The following is an 18,358-nucleotide window of genomic DNA, read 5'->3' on the forward strand; positions in this document are numbered from 1 at the left end:
ATGCGGAAATAGCTCAGTGGTAGAGCACCACCTTGCCAAGGTGGGGGTCGCGAGTTCGAGCCTCGTTTTCCGCTCCATTTTTTTTGGCGACATAGCCAAGTGGTAAGGCCGAGGACTGCAAATCCTCTATCCTCAGTTCGATTCTGAGTGTCGCCTCCAAAATAAATGAGCAGGTCTGAAAGAGAATCTTTCAGGCTTTTTTATTGCCAGAAAAAAGATTTCAAATAATTGTAAATTATCATATAATAGATGTAGCGAAGTTTATCTGTGCGGTAAAGGAGGCAGGATTATGAAAAAGCGAATGATTGCGGCAGGGCTGCTGGCAGGCTTATGCACTGTATTTGTGCCAAGTGCCGTGGACAGCCCTTGGCAGATGACGGCCAGTGCTTGCGAGGAGGGGCAGGAGGCAAGGACTCCGTTTTGCCTGCCGCTGGCGTATTCATCCGAGGTCGTGACCGAAACGCTTAGGGACAAACAGGATGGCAAGCTGATGATTGAAGCAAAGACGTATGCCGTGACGCTTTCGGGAAAATATGCAGAGTATTATCCGCAGCTGCAGCAGACGCTTACGCGTATCTCCAAGGAGAAAAAATCACAGCTGCATAAGCTGCTGCAGAACTGGAAACAGGATTTCCAATCCATCTATGAACAGCACAAGCAAGCGATGCCAGCTGATACGAGCACGCCGTTTTCTTACGAGAATAGCTTCATGGGGCTGCGGGCTGACTCGCATGTTTTCAGCTTTGCCAGTAGTGCGTACAGTTACTTCGGTGGGGCGCATCCAACACTCTATTACGACGCAGTGACAATCGATACGCGCACGGGCAAGGTTTTGAAGCTTACGGATGTTTTGCAGAAAACAGCAGGCTTTGCCGCTGTTATTGCCGATGAAGCCATCGCCCAGCAGGAGTATCGCGATCAATTGCCGGAGCGCAGCGAATCGATCCGGCTGATCCAGGAGATGATAGACAGTGATTCCTTGGTGTTTGGCCTAGACAATGACGGCATGAAGGTGTACTTTGGCAATTATGCCCTCGGCAGCTATGCAATGGGGACTATGGTGGTCACTGTGCCATATAAGACACATGCGGAGTTCTTCTGCCCGCAATACGTCTTTACCGGAATCATGGCGAAGGGGTAACAGGTACGCGGCAAATAGGATAGAGACGATAAGCCGGAACGGCAGAATGGATGCGTTCCGGTTTTTTTGTGCCCTTTTCATTCTGGGAGAGAACTGATATAATTAAATATTGTTTTATTAATGATATGAGGAGTTGTTCGCCAATGGCTAATGAACCGTCCCGGATTACGGATAATCTGCTGAATGTCTATAATTATTGTTTTGTGGAGACCGTTCCCTATGCGTTCTTCAAGCCGAATCCGGAGCGGGATATTCCGGTGAAGCTTGTCGACAAGGAATATCATTGCAAGGCCTGTGGCAAGGTGACGAATGTCAGATACAACCCGCGCCCGCTGACGTATTTCTCCAAGGGGAAACTCGCGCAGCAGCGGCGCGTCTATGATGCGCTGGGCAAGGAGTTCCCGTTTATGGGGCAAATCCAGGCTGGCACGCCGTTTACCAATGAGGCGGTCGGGCTTTGCCGTGCCTGTGCAGCGGAAAAAGTCCTGACGGCAAAGACGCCCGCGCAGCAGGTGGTAAATCTTTCCGAGCAGCTGCACCGGGCCGATGAGCTTGTCGTGGCCAAAGCACGGGCGGCAATGGAAAAGGCTTTGACGGATTGGCTCGCTGAGGTAGAAAAGCCGGAAGCGTTCCTGTCGTATAATCTGACGGATTTTGCTGCCCTGCGCGATTTCATCTGTGCGGTCATGCTTGAGGATACCTCAGCCGAGAAGGCAATCTTGCAGGCGTATCGCGAGGAGATCGGTGCTATCGAAACGAAGCTGCAGCGAATGCTTGCGGAACTGCCGGAGCAGTGGAAAGCCTATGCGGCTCGTTCGACGGCGGTATTCGAGTCGATGAACGACAAAATGTATCACGAATATACGGTCGTGTTCCCGGCACCGGGGCAGCTGCCGGAGGACTACTATATCTATCGGAATATCGAGAAGAAGCGCGTGTTGATGTTCTTGGAGCAGCCGCGCGTGGAAACCCTTGACGAATTGTTTATGGAAGTCGGCTTCCATGGCGAATGGATCGATTTGGTGACCAAACGTCTGGAGTCATTGGCACAGGAAGAAGAGTAAGGAGATCATTCACTAAATGAAGAAAGCTTTTATTGGCGTCTACGGATGCCAAATGAATATCAGTGATGCCGAGCGCATGGAAGGCCAGCTGAAGACCATCGGCTATGAGCGCGTGGAGGAGATGGAGGGCGCTGACCTCATTCTCCTGAATACCTGCTGCGTGCGTGAGACGGCTGAGGACAAGGTCTATGGCAAGATTGGCGAAATCAAGCATCTGAAGCGTGCCAATCCGGAGCTCATCTTTGGCATCACGGGCTGCATGGCGCAGAAGGAAAGCGACGGGCTCATCAAGCGTGCCCCGCATATCGATTTTGTCCTCGGCACCAATAAAGTCCATGAACTCACCCATGTCGTACAGGAAATCGAGCAGGAGCGCGGCCATATCGTCGACACGCAGCTTGGCGAGACCGAACTTCCCGACGATGTGCCGGTGGCCCGCGGGGGCAAGTTCTCGGCCTGGGTCCCCATCATGTACGGCTGCAATAATTTCTGCACTTATTGCATCGTTCCCTATGTGCGCGGCCGCGAGCGCAGCCGTCTGCCCGAAGATGTCGTGCAGGAAGTCCGTGAGGCCGTGGCCCAGGGCTATAAGGAAGTCACGCTCTTGGGTCAGAATGTCAATTCCTATGGTAAGGACCATAAGCAGGCCGACTTTGCCGATCTCTTGAAAATGGTCGACGAGGTGCCGGGGATCGAGCGCGTGCGCTTTATGACGTCGCATCCGAAGGATTTGAGCGATAAGGTCATTGCGGTGATCCGCGACGGCAAGCACATCTGCGAGCACATCCACCTGCCGGTGCAGTACGGCAGCAACAAGCTGCTGAAGGCCATGAACCGCGTTTACACGGTGGAGAGCTATAAGGATTTGGTGCGCCGCATCCGCCAGGAGATCCCGGAGGCCGCGCTGACCACGGATCTTATCGTGGGATTCCCTGGCGAGACCGACGAGGACTTTGCTGAGATGCTGGCTTTCCTCAAGGAGATCCGCTATGACTCGGCCTATACCTTCATCTACTCGAAGCGTTCGGGCACGCCGGCCGCGACGATGGAGAATCAGGTCGATGACAAGGTCAAGCACCAGCGCCTCGAACAGCTCATGGCCCTGCAGAACGAAATCAGCCTGGAAATCAATCGGGGCCTGCAGGATAAGGTGCTGGAGGTCATGGTTGAGGGACCGAGCAAGAATGATGCGGGCATCTGGAATGGCCGCACGCGCACGAATAAGATCGTACTGTTTGCTCATGGCGATGAGCAGGAGGGCGATTTCATCAATGTCAAGATCACACAACCGCAGACCTGGGTTTTGAAGGGCGAGCGGGTATAATAGACCGGAGGTATTTCCATGGAATTTACGCCGATGATGCAGCAGTATCTGGCTACGAAGGAGCAGAATCCCGGGAGCATCTTGTTTTTCCGCTTGGGCGATTTCTACGAGATGTTTTTCGATGATGCCCGGATTGTCTCCAAGGAGCTGGGGCTGACCCTTACAAGCCGCAGCGGCAATAAAGACAAAGCGCCGATGTGCGGCGTACCGTATCATGCGGCGGAAACCTATATCAATAAGCTCGTGGGCCGTGGCTATAAGGTGGCGATTGCTGAGCAGATTGGCGATCCGAAGGCCAAGGGGCTCACGAAACGCGAAATCATCAAGATCATCACGCCGGGCACGGTGCTTTCCGAGTCGGCCCTCAAAGACGCGCAGAACAACTATATCGCGCTGGTCTATGAGAAGAACGAAGACATCGTGCTGGCCGGTGCCGACATCTCGACGGGTGAGTGTTTCTATGGCATCTACACGGGGGGCAACCGCCTGCAGATGCTCTTGGATGAGCTCTACCGCCTGGCGATGCCGGAGCTCTTGGTCGTCGGCAAGCCGTCCTTTATGGACGCGCTCAAGGAGTTTACCGATTTGCGTCTGCCGAATTGCTCGTATACGCTGCGCGAGGAGATTTCGCGCGCCGTTGACGACCGCATCATCCAGCATTTCGATGCGGCGACGCGGCCCGATAATCAGGAGGCCCGGGAGGCTGTTGCAACGCTTCTTGACTACCTCCATGAGACGGTCATGACGGACCTTACGCATCTTAACAAGCTCACCTATCTTGATGCGTCAGAGAATCTCGTCATCGATACTTATACGCTGCGCAACCTGGAAATCACGCGCAATCTGCGCGATGGCGGCAAGAAGGATACGCTCCTTGACGTACTTGATTTTACCGAGACGGCCATGGGCAGCCGCCTTTTGAAGAAATGGCTCGAGTATCCACTGCTCAACGTGCTGCCGATAAACCGCCGCCTCGATGCCGTCGAGGAGCTTACGCAGGATTTTTCCCTGCGTGGCGGCCTGCGGGCAGACTGCAAGGAAATCCACGATTTCGAGCGGCTGCTCACGCGCATCGAGGTTGGCACGGCCAATGCCCGCGACCTCATCGCGCTGAAGATTTCGCTCATGTGCCTGCCGGGCATCCAGCAGCATATGGCTGGGGTCAAGTCCCAGGTGCTTACGGAGTGCAAGGCGGGCATCCAGTCCTTTGATGCCCTCGTGGACCTTTTGCAGCGCTCGATCGTCGAGGAGCCTGGCATTTCGCTTAGGGAAGGCGGCATCATCAAATCCGGCTATAACGCCGAGCTTGACGAATACCGCCGTATTGCCCATGACAGCAAGGCCATGCTGCAGGAAATCGAGGAGCGGGAGAAGGAAGCGACGGGCATCAAGTCGCTGAAGATTGGCTACAACAAGGTCTTTGGCTACTATATCGAGGTGCGCCACAGCGGCACGGACCTCGTGCCCGACCGCTATATCCGCAAGCAGACACTGGCCAATGCCGAGCGCTATATCACCGAGGAACTCAAGGAATTTGAGACGAAGATCCTCGGTGCGCAGGAAAAAATCGTGCAGATTGAGTACAATCTGTTTACCGAAGTCCGGGAGACCATCAAGGGCCAGCTGACAGAAATCCAGGCCACGGCGCACGAGATTGCCATCGTCGATGTGCTCACGAGCCTGGCGGAGGCAGCGAGCACCTATAACTATGTGCGCCCGCGCATGACCAATGACGGTGCCATCGATATAAAGGATGGCCGTCATCCACTCGTCGAGCGCATCCTGACGCGCGACCTCTTCGTGCCGAACGATACGCGTCTTAACCATAACGATTGTGAAATCATGCTGATTACGGGGCCGAATATGGCCGGTAAGTCGACTTATATGCGCCAGGTGGCGCTGCTTACGCTTATGGCACAGATCGGCAGCTTCATTCCGGCGCGGGAAGCATCCATCTCGCCGGTTGACCGCATCTTTACGCGCATCGGCGCCAGCGATGACCTCGTCAGCGGCCAGAGTACGTTTATGGTCGAGATGAATGAGGTGGCGCAAATCCTAAAATACGCGACCAAGGACAGCCTCGTGATTCTCGATGAGATTGGCCGCGGTACGAGCACCTTTGACGGCATGAGCATCGCCCGCGCCGTCATCGAACATATCGAAAGCAAGGTACACGCGAAGACGCTCTTTGCCACGCATTACCATGAGCTCACGGACCTCGAGGACGATAAGGTCAAGAACTTCTGCGTGGCGGTCAAGGAGCGCGGTACCCAGGTTGCGTTCCTGCGCCGCATCGTGGCAGGCTCGGCCGATAAGTCCTACGGCATCCATGTCGCACGGCTCGCTGGCCTGCCAAAGGCTGTGACGAAGCGGGCGGAAGATATCCTGGCGGCCTTGGAGTCCGAGCAGGGCGCTGAGGTGGCAGCCGCTGCAGCCCAGGCGGCAAAACCTGTGGAAAAAGTGGCTGAGGCTGACGATATGATGGGCTCGTTGTTTGCGAGCAGCCTGAGCGATACGCTTTTATCGCTCGATGTTATGACGATGACGCCACTTGAGGCGATGAATGAACTTTACAAACTGCAGGAGCAGGCAAAGAGGGAGGCTGGACAGGCATGAGTCTTATCCATGTTTTGGACGATAACACCATCAACAAGATTGCTGCCGGTGAGGTGGTAGAACGGCCAGCGTCGGTCATCAAAGAGCTTATAGAAAATGCAATGGATGCTGGCGCAAACCGTATCGAAGTCGAGATCATGGCCGGCGGCACCAGCTTCATGCGCGTTACGGACAACGGCAAGGGCATGAGCATGGAGGATGCAAAACTTGCCATCCTTCGCCATGCGACGAGCAAGATTCGCGAAGTCGGCGACCTCAATACCATCGGTACGCTGGGCTTTCGCGGCGAGGCCCTGCCGACGATTGCCTCGGTCTCGCGCTTTACGATGCTCACGCGTCAAAAGGGCGATGACCTCGGCACGCGCGTCGATATCAGCGGCGGCAAGACGCCCGATATCATCGAGACCGGCTGTGGTCTCGGCACGACCATCAAGGTAGAGGATTTATTTTTCAACACGCCGGCGCGCAAGAAATTCCTCAAGACGAACCACACCGAGGGTTCGAAAATCAACGACTTTATCGTAAAACTCGCTTTGTCGCGGCCCGATATCGAGTTCCATTTCATCAACAATAACAAGGTGTCGGTCGTGACGCCGGGCAATGATAATCTGTTTGACACGATACAGGCCATCTATGGTGCAAATGTCGCGGATTCACTGCTGGCATTGAGCCTTGACAGCGAAGAAGTCAAAATCAGCGGCTATATCACGAAGCCTTCGCTGCTCAAGAGCAGCCGCGGCTGGCAGACCTATATCGTCAACGGCCGCATCATCCAGAACCGGGCGATTGCCAAGGCCATCGATAACGCCTATAAGTCCTTGATCCCGAAAAGCGGCTTCCCGCTGGCGGTGCTGAAGATCGAGGTGCCGCAGCGCACGATTGACGTCAACGTCCATCCGCAGAAGAGCGAGATGAAATTCGAGGACGAGGGACTTATCTTCAAGGCCGTCTACAAGGCGGTGCTTGACGCCATCCGTCCGGCGTCGGATCGCGGGCTTGGCGAAGTCGCAGCTGTTGTCGAAAAGCCGCGGCCCAACTATACGATGGAGCCGATGCACTTCGTGCCGGCGACGGAACCAGTACGGCAGGTTTCGGCAGACCGCAGCCATGACAGTGCGCCGCGCACGATTTACGAAGCCGTGCACCGGCCAGCCAGCCAGCCGTCGATTGGCTTTGCCGATGCCCAGGCCGAGCTCCGGCAGGCGCGGCAGACCCATTATCCGGCGCCAGAGCCCCAGGAAAGGGTGGCAGAAGGTGCCAAGGACTTTGGCGCAGCTGACAAGTCAACATTGACAAGTCAAGCTGACAAGTCAAATCTGACAAGTCAAGCTGACTGGTCAGATTCCGGGCAGGATGGGGCGGCTGCGCCGCAGGCTGACTGTGAGGCGCAGGCCCTGCTCGATGCCGAGGGGACGATTATCCCCATAGGTCAGGTTGACCTTACCTATATCATCGCGCAGGACGCCAAGGGACTCTACCTCATCGACCAGCATGCGGCTCATGAGCGCATCTTGTTCGATAAATTGTCGGCGATGGCCGATGGGATTCCTTCGCAGCAGCTTTTGGTGCATCAGCTGCTGACTTTTGACCGCAAGGAAGCCGCCCTCGTCGAGGAGAATAAGGAGCTTTTTGCAAAGCTCGGTTTCCATATGGAGCCGGCGGGGGATTTGGATTACCGCCTCATGGAAGTGCCGGCTGATGTGCCGGTCAGCGAGGCCGAGGATATCATCCGCGAAATCCTTACGGGACTTAATGAGATGCATGAGACGACGGCCAAGGAAATCCGCCAGCACTGCCTGGCGACGACGGCTTGCCGCGCTGCCATCAAGGCTGGCGAGGAACTCAATCTGCGGCAGATGCAGATTCTCCTGGAGGAGCTTTCGCATACGCCGTTTCCGTATACCTGTCCCCATGGACGGCCGACGATTTTGAAGTTTTCCAGTGAGGATTTAGCCAAGATGTTCAAGCGGACAGGGTTTGGCTTTTGATAAAGGGAGAGACTATGACAGATAACCAACTTGCAGCGGCGGTCACGACGGCGCGTAAATGGAACGATGAGACGATCGCGCTGGCCAAGGCAACGGCGGATAAGCTCGGCATTGCCTACGCACCGCGCCAGCGGCTCTCGGTCGATGAGGTGCGTGAACGCTATCATGTGGATTTCGTGCTCGTGGCCAAGCAGGATCTTCTGGTGCTCGATACGCCCCAGGGAGAGCTGTTCTTCCATCCGAACATGGCCCATCTGCGCCTCAAGAATATCCGCAAGGGCGACGGCGACCGCATGGCAGAGGCCATGGACTTAAAGCCCGGCATGTCGGTGCTTGACGGCACGTTAGGGTTTGGCGCTGACGCGATTGTCGCAAGCTTTGTGGTGGGACCCGAGGGAAGTGTTACAGGCCTTGAGTCAGAGCCGCTTATCGAGGCTGTCGTGAGCCGGGGGCTGTCGCATTTTGAAGGCGATACCTGGCGCATCCTTGAGGCCATGCGCCGGGTCAAGACGGTCTGCACGGATTCGCTGGATTATCTGAAGCGTCAGCCCGATAAGTCGGTTGATGTGGTTTACTTCGATCCGATGTTCCGCCATCCGCTGCTGGACAGCGCGAGTCTCACGCCGCTGCGCACCGTGGCCAATCACGCGGCGCTTAGCCACGAGCATATCGAAGAGGCGCGCCGCGTGGCCCGTCACCGCGTCGTGTTCAAGGAAAACGCCCGCAGCGGCGAATTTGCGCGGCTTGGCTTTACGCGTATCGAAGGCGGCAAATACAGCAAAGTGCATTACGGCGTCATGACGCTGGAGGAAGAATAAGTCAGCATAAAACGGCTGTCCACAAGACTTGCTTGTGGGCAGCCGTTTTTTACATGGTGATGAGCACGCGGTATATCGTATAGAAGCAAGTGAAGTATAGTAGCGTGAAGATGATGCGCTTGATGATGTGCACGGGAAAGAAGCGGAAGGTCAGCTGTCCGAGCAGGATGCCGCAAGCCAGGCCTGGCAATAGATAGATAAATTCGTACAGGCAGGGGGTAAGGCTTACGCCACCAAGTGCAAACGTCGCAAGCGAGACCAGATTGGAGAAGAAAAAGAAACCGATGGAGGTGGCGCGCAGCTCGCGGGCGGATAGGGCAGTGCTTGCCAGATACATGGCCACGGGCGGCCCCGCCATACCGGTCGTCATGGCCATGATGCCAGCGGCTATGCCTGTGCGGATGGTGTTGCGCGGACAGATGCGGATCTGTTGCTGCCTGAGCTGCATGATGGCAAGCGAGACAAGCACCACGCAGCTGATGAGGATTTTGAGGTAATGGGCGGGAATGCCTGCATAGATCTGGTAGCCGAGCGGCTGTCCGATAACGGCGCCTAACAGCAGCCAGCCGATGACTTTCCATTGGCACTCGCGATGCAGCAGGATGGTCTGGGCGATGTTGCCGCAGGTGGCCAGCAGGATCATGATGGGGATGACAAGCTTGGGATCGTAGAAGAACATCAAAAGCGGCGCTGCGACGATGACAAGACCGAACCCTGTGATGGATTGCAGGAAAGCTGCGAGAAAGACGCAGAAAAGTGGCGCGATATGCAGTGAAAGGTTTATAAGATAGGTCTCCATAAAATCTACACCTGCCTTATTGTGCGTAATATATCCTCATTATACTACAGAATATGGAATCTTTTTGACTTATCAGATTCAATGAGAGTATAATGGGACTAAAGTTACAGTAATTATTTGCGGTTTTTCGTGTCTTTCTGTGTAATTCTTTCGCCAGGAGGATTTCGATGTTGAAGTTCAAATCTATGCAATCTCGTTTGACAACAATATTTATCGGTATATCGTTCTTTACTATGCTTTTTTTAGGCAGCTGCGGTATTTATGGTGCTGTGCAGGAAAACAACCGTCTGATTGCGGAATTCCGCAAGGATATGGAAGAAAATGCCCAGCTGCAGCTTGAGTGGCAGACGCACTCGGCGCTAAGTGTCATCGAAAACTGCTATCAGGCGCAGGTGCGCGGTGAGCTTACACAGGAAGAGGCCATGCAGCGTGCGGCTGACCTCGTACGCAATATGCGCTACGACAACGGCAAGGGATATTTTACCATCGATACGGACCAAGGAAAAAATGTCGTGCTGCTGGGCACAGAGGCCGAAGGCAAGCTGCGCATCGATGCCAAAGATCCCGAGGGGCGTTACTTCATCCGGGAGATGATTCATCAGGCTAAGCTCGGTGGCGGCTTTTCTGATTTCATGTTCCCGAAGCCCGGTTTTTCAGATCCCTTGCCTAAACGCTATTACACGCTGGAGTTTGCGCCGTATCATTGGGTGATTGGCACGGGAATCTGGCTCGATCAGATTGACCGTCGCGTAGCCCTGCGTGAGAAGGCTTTTGTCCAGAATATGAAGGAGCAGGTCATCCGCACGCTCACGGGCCTCCTCCTGCTGGAAATCCTGTTTGTGCTGCTGGCCATCTTTGTCGGGCGGCGGCTGGCCTATCCGATCATGGTGGCAACGAAGCGCATGCGGGAACTCGGCAATGGCAAGCTTAGGATGGACAGCCAGACCGAGGCAGAGATGGAGGCGCTTGCCAAGCGCGACGATGAGTTCGGTGCCATGAGCCGCGCCATGAATGAGATGAATCAGAAGCTCTACGACAATCAGCAGCTCATTTTGCGCATGGCGCAGAACGATGCCTTGACAGGCCTTGCCAATCGCCGTCACTTTGCGGAGTTTATCCAGAAATGTTCCGCTGATACCATGTTCACGCTGATTTCCTTGGATCTTGATCACTTCAAGCAGGTCAATGACAATTTCGGCCATCAGACGGGCGATGCGGCGCTGCTGATTTTAGCGGAAGTCTTGAAGAGCCAGTTTACCGATGCTTTGAATGTCCGCATGGGCGGCGATGAATTCCTCGTGGTGCTTACGGGAAAGGTTGACCATGCTGTGCTTGAGGAGCGGCTGCGGACGTTCATGCGGCAGCTGATCGCTGTCTATCAGCAGGATGAAGGGCTGCAGTGTTTGACCGTGAGTGCAGGCATTGCGTATGCCAAGGAACAGCCTGTACCCATTGAGGTATTGATGAACCAGAGCGATGAGGCGTTGTATGAGGCGAAAGCCTGCGGGCGTTCCTGCTACCGTGTGTATCAGGGGTAACTAAAGACAGTGTACAAAGGAGCTTATTACATGAGTGAGGGTTCACTTATGTAATAAGCTCCTTTTAGTGTAGGCAGGATTTTTTTGAGGATTATAGAAATAGTAAAGTAGACTGAATATTCGGTATTGACGAGGGCAAGGAAGATGGATAACAAAACATACGAGGGAAATGTGTTACATAATCCCAAATATAAAAAGCAACAAAAAGTATTCAATTCTTACCAAATTGCAGTGGAAAATGCCGCCAATGCTGAACCGCTGACAAAATGTCATGCTAAACAAGGGCATGGCTTTAGTGCTGAACGGGCAAATAACCTAATCGATAGAGCTCATGGCAAAGATGCGATTATATTAGGAGATGATAATAAGAAAAATGGGCCTGACCGTCAGGTCGATGGTGTTCTTATACAGACGAAGTATTGCCAGACGGCAGCTGAATCTGTTAATGCAGCTTTTCGTAATGGCACTTATCGATATATTGATGCTGAAGGTAATTTTATGCAATTAGAAGTGCCGAAAGATCAATATCATGAGGCTGTACAGCATATGCGGCGAAAGATTGAGCAGGGGCAGGTGCCGGGAACAACAAATCCTGATGATGCAACAAAAATAGTTCGGCAGGGAAATGTTGACTATGCGACAGCCAAGAGGATAGCCAAGGCAGGAAACATAGACTCTTTAACATTTGATGCCGTTCATGGTGCGATTATTGCGACAACGGCATTGGGCATATCTGCAACGATTACATTTGCACAGGCAGTTTGGCGTGGGGAAGATGCAAACAAGGCTTTAGAAATGTCAATATGCAGTGGAATCAAAGCCGGTGGAATTGCCTTTGCCAGCTCGGTTTTGACCGCGCAATTAGCAAGAACAGGACTGAATCAGATGTTGATGGCTCCCTCTATTAAGTTGGTGCAAATGCTGCCAAGCAGTGTGCGGCATGAGATGGTAAATGTATTACGGGATGCAGCAAAAATAAATACGAAAATATATGGTCAAGCGGCGACAAATAATTTAGCTAAGGGGTTAAGGGCAAATTTTGCGGCAGCGGCAATTACAACCATTGTCATGTCCGTCGGGGATATCAGTAATTTCTTTCAAAGCAAGATATCTGGCAAACAGTTGTTTAAGAATATGTCTACAGTTGCTAGTGGTGTGGTGGGCGGTTATATCGGTTATGCTGCTGGGCTGGCATTGGCGGGCCCTTTGGGCGCCTTTGTCGTTGGGTTAGTTGGTGGAACGTTATCTGGTGAAGCAACGAAAAAATTGCTGGATAAATTTATTGAAGATGATGCTGTGCAAATGGTAGCGATCCTGAATCAACAACTTGTCCTGTTGGCACAGGAATATTTACTCAGTGAAGAAGAATTAAAGATTGTTGTGGATGAATTACAGGATGTTTTGCAAGCTGGGGCACTGCTCTATATGTATGCTAGTGAGGATAAAGTGATATTTGCTAATGAATTGCTGACTAAGACGATAGAAGATGTTATAAAATGGCGTGTCAACATAGTGATACCTGATAATGAAAAGATACAAACAGGTATAGGGATTGCCCTCAGTAAAGCGCAGACAAGCGATGGTTTGAATGAATATACAATGGCGGCTCAATTAGACAGTCAAAAGATAGGGGAAAGATTATTAGGACGTGGCTTGTCAGAGCGAGCCGCACGCAAAGCGTGGTATGTGACAAGACAGATAAATGTGATATCACAACAGCAAGAATTGTTATTGCAGACAATGGCCGCTGATGAGAAGCAATATAAAGAACGAAATTGGGAATTACAGAGAGAAAAAGAAAATTATAAGGCAGAGGTAAAACGGTTATTGGAGGGTATGGATAATGGCAAATGAACTTATGCTTGTTAAAGGTGATGTCTTTACGACAGAGGAGCGCAGTGCCTTTGAAGCGGAATTGGATAAGTATGTAATGCGGAATCAAAATAATCGGCAGGAGATAAATCAGTTGGTTTTTGAAGCTGTAGCTACGATGACAGAAGCTGATGAAGCACAGGCCGAGTTGGAAAATAAATCTTTTTTGCAAAGATTGGTGGGAGGATTAACTGGCAGTAATAAGGCGTTGCAGGATAAAATCAATAAGAATCGTGCTGCGGCCCAGTATGCTGCTCAGCAGACATTGAATAAACTGGCAGAGCAAAATATGATGAGTTATGAATTGATTGTTGCTGTAAATAATAAGCTTAATGCTTCGCTGAACGAGGCAAATGAAGAGTTTAAAAATATTTATAGCGGATTGGTGAAATTTTTACGTCGCAGTGTTAATGCCTTAGTTATGATAGAAGAGCGTTTAGAAAAGATAGAACATAATGTGGAATTGGGTAGATGGAAGGATATGATTCGCTTTAACGAATTAGATGATACGGAATATAAGGATCTGAGTCCAACAGGGAAAATTGTATGTATTGCAAGAGATTTCTATGAAAAGACGAAGGGGACTTGGTCAACAGAAGATTTGCTGTATATCAGAAGCGTAATGGCGGAGATTGGTATTCAACAGAAAGATAAAGTGAATTATTATCAGGTATTGCAAGAGATTAATACAAATAAAGCAATTAAAGATAAATTATTGGGAGATGTGAAAACGTTACAAAATGTAAAGCCGCAGTATATGATTTCAATGGGGGTGTTGGGTAAACTGGATAGTTTGTCATCCCAAGAAAAGTATGTGGTTGAAACAATGAGTACATTCTTACGGGATAAGGGCGTTAATATAACCGAACAGGAAGTATGTGATAACTTAACACAAAAATATATACATGATATAGCTGGTGTGAATTTGAATGTGGATGTTGATGCCTACGATATGATATTGGATTTGCTTTACAATATAAAAGGCTTAGAAGATATAGATAACACAAAAATAATTGCAGAAGAAACGCCTGTGGCAATGATAACGGAAAATGAAGAGATGAATGATTTTAAAGAAGCAGAGAAATTATATTTGCAATGTAAATTCAAGGAGGCTGCCAAGAAACTCACCAAGGTTGCGGAAAACGGAAGTGCAAGGGCTATGTATATGTTAGGGGAAATTTACAATGGCTTATTGCCAGAATGTGATTGTGACAAAGAATTAGCGAGATATTGGTGGTATAGAGGCGCACGAGAAAGAGATGTATTATGCAGAGAAAAGTGTGACTATGGTGAGCGGGAACATCGCGAAATGGAACTGCGTAATTTAGCAGATAATGGTGATATGTATGCACAATTCATATTGGGGAATGATTATTATTGGGATGAAGAAAAAGGTATAAATTTATTGTTAAAATCAGCAGAACAAGGGTACTTTTTAGCAATGGAAGAGTTGGGATTATTATATGCAGTAAATCATGATGAAAAAGCAAAAAAATGGTTTCGCACGGCAGGTGAAGTGGGATATGATGCAGGATGGTGGTTTTTGGCGGATTTCGTAAATAATGTTCATGAAGAATGGAAATGTTATAATTTAGCTTATGAATTAAATGGTCACTATAGTGGATTAAGTGCAATCGCTATGGGCGATATGTGTGATAACGAAAGTGAAAAAGTCAAATGGTATAATATAGCAGGACAATTAGGGTGTTCGAAGGCATATTACAAGCTTGGAAAGATTTATTATGGAATAAATCAAGATGGTAGATGTAGATTAGATAAAGCAATAGAAAGTTATCAAAAATGCTATGATTTTCATGAGATGTTTGCTGGTGCTAGTGCATATGAAATTGGATTGTTATATAAATATGAAAATTTAAGTAAAGCAATAGAATGGTTAAAAAAATCTGCTGATGAAGGATATGATTGGGGATGCTATGAATTAGGGCGTATTTTTTATAATAAAGAAGATCTAGCCTTGGCTAGTTACTATTTCTTTAAGGCTTACGAATTAAAAGGCGAAGCACAAAAGGAAGCTGAAGCTAAAATTCGCGATATATATCTAGATCTTAAAGCAAATAAAATAATATCTGATGGGAAGAGAGATGAGCATAATATGATTGGGGCTGCACTCAGAGTTATTATGCTTAATAAAATTAATATATAGATTGGCTACAAATTGATGATAAACAGAGAGGGATGAGTATTGATGGATCGATTAAGTGTTTATGATGGAGATATATTCACGACAGATGAATCAAAAAGTTTTGAGATGGAATTGGAAAATTATATAAGTCGCAATAAAAGTAATCGACAAGAGATAAATCGTTTGGTGTTCGAAGCAGTGGCTACGATGACAGAGGCTGACGAAGCACAGGCAGAGTTGGAGAACAAATCCTTTTTACAAAGACTGGTAGGAGGATTAACTGGCAGTAATAAGGCGTTGCAGGATAAAATCAATAAGAATCGTGCTGCGGCGCAATATGCTGCACAACAGACATTGAATAAACTGGCAGAGCAAAATATGATGAGTTTTGAACTGATTGCTTCTGTAAATAATAAGCTTAATGCTCTATCTGTTAATGTTAATGCAGAGTTTAACAATATTTATGCAGGCTTAGCAAAGTTCTTACGCCATAATCGTAATGAAATGGCAATGATGGTGTCACGTCTGGATAAAATTGAACGTAATGTTAATTTGCTGACATGGCAGAGTTCTATAGAATATCAAGAATTTAATGGCGTAGAATATGTTGATTTGAATGATACGGGTAAGATTGTATGCCTAATAAGAGATTTTTATGATATTACTAAAGGAAATTGGTCGTTGGCTGATTTGCTGTTGTTAAAAACCGCAATGTCTACAATGGATATACAGCCTAAAAAGAAAATAAAGTATTTTGAAGTGCTGCAAGATATTCACTTTGACAGAGACTTGCAAGCAAAATTACTGGGGGGTAATGGGAAACTTAGCTGTATTAAGGAGCCTGAACAGTTGATGTCGTTAGCAGTATTAGCAAAGCTGGATGTTTTGGAAAATGATGAGAAATATGTGGTGGATACTGTAGTTGAATACATAACGGATCAAGGAGGAGATGCTTTAGCCGTAGATGTGCAAAATGATTTAGTGAGAAAATATATGTATAATAAGGCTCATGTAAATGTGGATACGGAAGTGGAAGTCTATGATATGGTCTTAGACCTATTATATAATATAAAACAGGCATTGAATGAGGAAGCATCAGAAGATAAATCGTTGATGTTGGAGACGAACGCAGGCGGATATCAAACTATGACATTCGAAGAAGCACAAAAACTGTTCTTGGCATGTGAAATGAAGGAAGCATTGACTGTGTTAAAGGAATTGAAGCCTAAAGATGGCAAAATAATGTACTTGATGGGAAGGATTTATGCCTGGGGGATTGATGGAGAAAGGGATAATGCAAAAGCTTATGAGTGTTGGCGCGAAGGTGTGGATTTTGATGATGTATTATGTAGATATCTAGTAAACAAGTGGACAGATATGGGGGCAATGAGCGAAATAAAACACCTTGCGGATATGGGGGATATGTATGCTCTTTATGAATGGGCGCAGTTTAAGGAGAACTATAGAAATAAAAAAGGATATGAAATACTGAGAAAATCTGCTGCACGAGGATTGTTTTTGGCAATGAATGAGCTGGGTGATATATGTGCTGCTTCAAAAAATGGAAAGGAGTCTTGCAAATGGTATGAGAGATCAGGAAATGAAGGTTGTGATTATGGTTGGTATAAACTAGGAGAGATTTATCATCATGGATTGAAGGGCGTAGCTATGAATAAAGAACAGGCAAAAGAGTGTTATATGCGTGCTATAAATTTAAAGGGAATGTATTATAAATCAGCAAAATGGGAATTGGCGAAACTAAAGCCATCATTTTAATTAATAATAGATGCTCGAGAAGTGTACGATTTCTTTTGAGAACATGTTGCATAAAAATAGGATTTGAAATTAAAGAGCACAAGAAAAACGATGATTTATAAAATCACTTTCTTGTGCTCAATTTTTTCGGTTATTTTTGTTTAGCACCATCTAGGACAATCTGCAGGGCCCAGCGGGCGGCATCGTAGAGATCTTTCTCTTCGATGTATTCTTCCTTCGTATGGCAGTTTTCCATGCCAACGGCGAGGACGACGGTCGGGATTCCGTATGTATTGAAGTGGTTGGCATCCGAGCCGCCGCCGGATTCTTCGAGTTTTACGGGGAAGCCGAGTTTTGCGGCAGCCTGGCTCGCAAGCTTTATGGCTGTACAGTCTTTTGTAAGCTCGTAAGGGCCGTAGTCAGGACTTACCTCGGCGGTAATCTCACAGCCGGTGGCAGCAGCGCCTGCGGTGAAGTGATCGATGATGTCCTGTGTGATCTTGGCAAGCTTTTCCTTGTTGCGGCTGCGGCTTTCGTAGTAGATGTCACAGGTGTCGGCGACAACGTTTGTCGCACTGCCGCCAACAATTTTGCCCACGTTGCAGGTGGTTTCCTCATCGATGCGGCCCTGCGGCGCATCGGCAAGCAGCTTGCCGGCGGCGATGATGGCATTGTTGCCAGATTCTGGCGCAACACCGGCATGCGCGGCCTTGCCCTGGATATGGATATGCAGCTGGTTCTTGCCCGGGGCCATGAAGGTCATGCAGCCCGGATGGTTATGCGTGTCGAGCGTATAGCCGAAATCAGCATGCAAGAGACTGGTGTCAAGATTCTGGGAACCGTGGACACCATTTTCCTCGGCAATCGTAAAGACAATCTGCAAGGGGCCATGCGGCAGGTTTTGCTCGCGCAGCTGGCGCAAAGTTTCAAGGATGGCCGTGACGCCGGCTTTGTCATCGCCGCCGAGGATTGTCGTGCCATCGGAACGGATGATGCCGTTTTCGCGAATCGGATGCACGCCGCCGCAGGGCTCGACGCAGTCCATATGGGCGGTCAGCATGATAGTCGGTAAATCGTTGTGCGCCGCATCCGAAGCTGGGAAATCAGCTACGAGATTGCCACAATTACCGCCGAGTTTTTCGCCAGCGTTATCCTCATGGACGATGCCGCCGAGCTCTGTCAGGCGCTTGGTCAAAATATCGCCGATTTCGCGTTCGTTGCGGGTAGAGCAGCGTACTTGCACGAGTTCGAGGAATTCGTCAAGTACGCGGGCTTCATTGATTATGTCAGACATGAAAAA

The 18,358-nt window shown here is 49.4% G+C and carries 12 protein-coding genes and 2 tRNA genes; 12 read left to right on the forward strand and 2 right to left on the reverse strand.

Going from position 1 to position 18,358, the window contains the following annotated elements; genetic code table 11:
* The first annotated feature begins 2 nt into the window (after positions 1 to 2).
* From BM181_RS04440 to BM181_RS04475, 8 genes are all read left to right on the forward strand, one after another.
* Positions 3 to 77 (forward strand) — tRNA-Gly (locus BM181_RS04440).
* 8 nt (positions 78 to 85) lie between these two features.
* Positions 86 to 159, forward strand: a tRNA-Cys gene (locus tag BM181_RS04445).
* A 130-nt stretch (positions 160 to 289) separates the two neighbouring features.
* On the forward strand, positions 290 to 1,141 hold the full coding sequence (locus tag BM181_RS04450) for an RsiV family protein (RefSeq protein WP_075442607.1): 852 nt from the start codon (positions 290 to 292) through the stop codon (positions 1,139 to 1,141).
* Positions 1,142 to 1,284: 143 nt separating this feature from the next.
* On the forward strand, positions 1,285 to 2,205 hold the full coding sequence (locus BM181_RS04455; RefSeq protein ID WP_075442608.1) for a hypothetical protein: 921 nt from the start codon (positions 1,285 to 1,287) through the stop codon (positions 2,203 to 2,205).
* 16 nt (positions 2,206 to 2,221) lie between these two features.
* On the forward strand, positions 2,222 to 3,529 hold the full coding sequence (miaB, locus tag BM181_RS04460; protein ID WP_075442609.1) for a tRNA (N6-isopentenyl adenosine(37)-C2)-methylthiotransferase MiaB: 1,308 nt from the start codon (positions 2,222 to 2,224) through the stop codon (positions 3,527 to 3,529).
* An 18-nt stretch (positions 3,530 to 3,547) separates the two neighbouring features.
* Positions 3,548 to 6,145, forward strand: a complete 2,598-nt coding sequence (mutS, locus tag BM181_RS04465) for a DNA mismatch repair protein MutS (protein ID WP_075442610.1) — start codon at positions 3,548 to 3,550, stop codon at positions 6,143 to 6,145.
* A complete protein-coding gene (gene mutL, locus BM181_RS04470; protein WP_075442611.1) occupies positions 6,142 to 8,133 on the forward strand; it encodes a DNA mismatch repair endonuclease MutL in 1,992 nt (663 codons plus the stop codon). Before mutS ends, mutL begins: the two co-directional genes overlap by 4 nt.
* Positions 8,134 to 8,147: 14 nt before the next feature.
* Entirely contained in the window at positions 8,148 to 8,951 is an 804-nt protein-coding gene (locus BM181_RS04475) for a class I SAM-dependent methyltransferase (protein ID WP_075442612.1), read from the forward strand.
* 49 nt (positions 8,952 to 9,000) lie between these two features.
* On the opposite strand, the gene BM181_RS04480 is transcribed toward BM181_RS04475, so the two are convergent.
* On the reverse strand, positions 9,001 to 9,750 hold the full coding sequence (locus BM181_RS04480) for a sulfite exporter TauE/SafE family protein (RefSeq protein WP_075442613.1): 750 nt from the start codon (positions 9,748 to 9,750) through the stop codon (positions 9,001 to 9,003).
* A gap of 167 nt (positions 9,751 to 9,917) precedes the next feature.
* Between BM181_RS04480 and BM181_RS04485 the strand changes: the two genes are divergently transcribed.
* From BM181_RS04485 to BM181_RS04500, 4 genes are all read left to right on the forward strand, one after another.
* Entirely contained in the window at positions 9,918 to 11,288 is a 1,371-nt protein-coding gene (locus tag BM181_RS04485) for a cache domain-containing protein (protein ID WP_075442614.1), read from the forward strand.
* 144 nt (positions 11,289 to 11,432) lie between these two features.
* Positions 11,433 to 13,142 (forward strand): ammonium transporter family protein, encoded by a 1,710-nt coding sequence (locus BM181_RS04490; RefSeq protein ID WP_075442615.1) that lies wholly within the window; start codon positions 11,433 to 11,435, stop codon positions 13,140 to 13,142.
* The gene (locus BM181_RS04495; RefSeq protein ID WP_075442616.1) at positions 13,132 to 15,324 is read left to right on the forward strand and encodes a tetratricopeptide repeat protein; all 2,193 of its coding nucleotides are present in this window, start codon (positions 13,132 to 13,134) and stop codon (positions 15,322 to 15,324) included. The genes BM181_RS04490 and BM181_RS04495 overlap by 11 nt, the downstream gene beginning before the upstream one ends.
* A 42-nt stretch (positions 15,325 to 15,366) precedes the next feature.
* A complete protein-coding gene (locus tag BM181_RS04500; RefSeq protein ID WP_075442617.1) occupies positions 15,367 to 17,079 on the forward strand; it encodes a tetratricopeptide repeat protein in 1,713 nt (570 codons plus the stop codon).
* A 130-nt stretch (positions 17,080 to 17,209) separates the two neighbouring features.
* Here the strand turns inward: BM181_RS04500 and BM181_RS04505 are convergent, their stop codons facing one another.
* Positions 17,210 to 18,343: a M20/M25/M40 family metallo-hydrolase gene (locus BM181_RS04505; protein ID WP_075442689.1), complete on the reverse strand. Its 1,134-nt coding sequence runs from the start codon at positions 18,341 to 18,343 to the stop codon at positions 17,210 to 17,212.
* Between the last annotated feature and the right edge of the window lie 15 nt (positions 18,344 to 18,358).

This window comes from Pseudoselenomonas ruminantium, assembly GCF_900113715.1.
Classification (GTDB): Bacteria; Bacillota; Negativicutes; order Selenomonadales; family Selenomonadaceae; genus Selenomonas_A; species Selenomonas_A caprae.

Excerpts from the sequence above, each read along its gene's own strand:
- BM181_RS04450 (WP_075442607.1), top strand. The coding sequence starts at position 290 with ATGAAAAAGCGAATGATTGCGGCAGGGCTGCTGGCAGGCTTATGCACT.
- BM181_RS04455 (WP_075442608.1), top strand. The coding sequence starts at position 1,285 with ATGGCTAATGAACCGTCCCGGATTACGGATAATCTGCTGAATGTCTAT.
- miaB (WP_075442609.1), top strand. The coding sequence starts at position 2,222 with ATGAAGAAAGCTTTTATTGGCGTCTACGGATGCCAAATGAATATCAGT.
- mutS (WP_075442610.1), top strand. The coding sequence starts at position 3,548 with ATGGAATTTACGCCGATGATGCAGCAGTATCTGGCTACGAAGGAGCAG.
- mutL (WP_075442611.1), top strand. The coding sequence starts at position 6,142 with ATGAGTCTTATCCATGTTTTGGACGATAACACCATCAACAAGATTGCT.
- BM181_RS04475 (WP_075442612.1), top strand. The coding sequence starts at position 8,148 with ATGACAGATAACCAACTTGCAGCGGCGGTCACGACGGCGCGTAAATGG.
- BM181_RS04480 (WP_075442613.1), bottom strand. The coding sequence starts at position 9,750 with ATGGAGACCTATCTTATAAACCTTTCACTGCATATCGCGCCACTTTTC.
- BM181_RS04485 (WP_075442614.1), top strand. The coding sequence starts at position 9,918 with ATGTTGAAGTTCAAATCTATGCAATCTCGTTTGACAACAATATTTATC.
- BM181_RS04490 (WP_075442615.1), top strand. The coding sequence starts at position 11,433 with ATGGATAACAAAACATACGAGGGAAATGTGTTACATAATCCCAAATAT.
- BM181_RS04495 (WP_075442616.1), top strand. The coding sequence starts at position 13,132 with ATGGCAAATGAACTTATGCTTGTTAAAGGTGATGTCTTTACGACAGAG.
- BM181_RS04500 (WP_075442617.1), top strand. The coding sequence starts at position 15,367 with ATGGATCGATTAAGTGTTTATGATGGAGATATATTCACGACAGATGAA.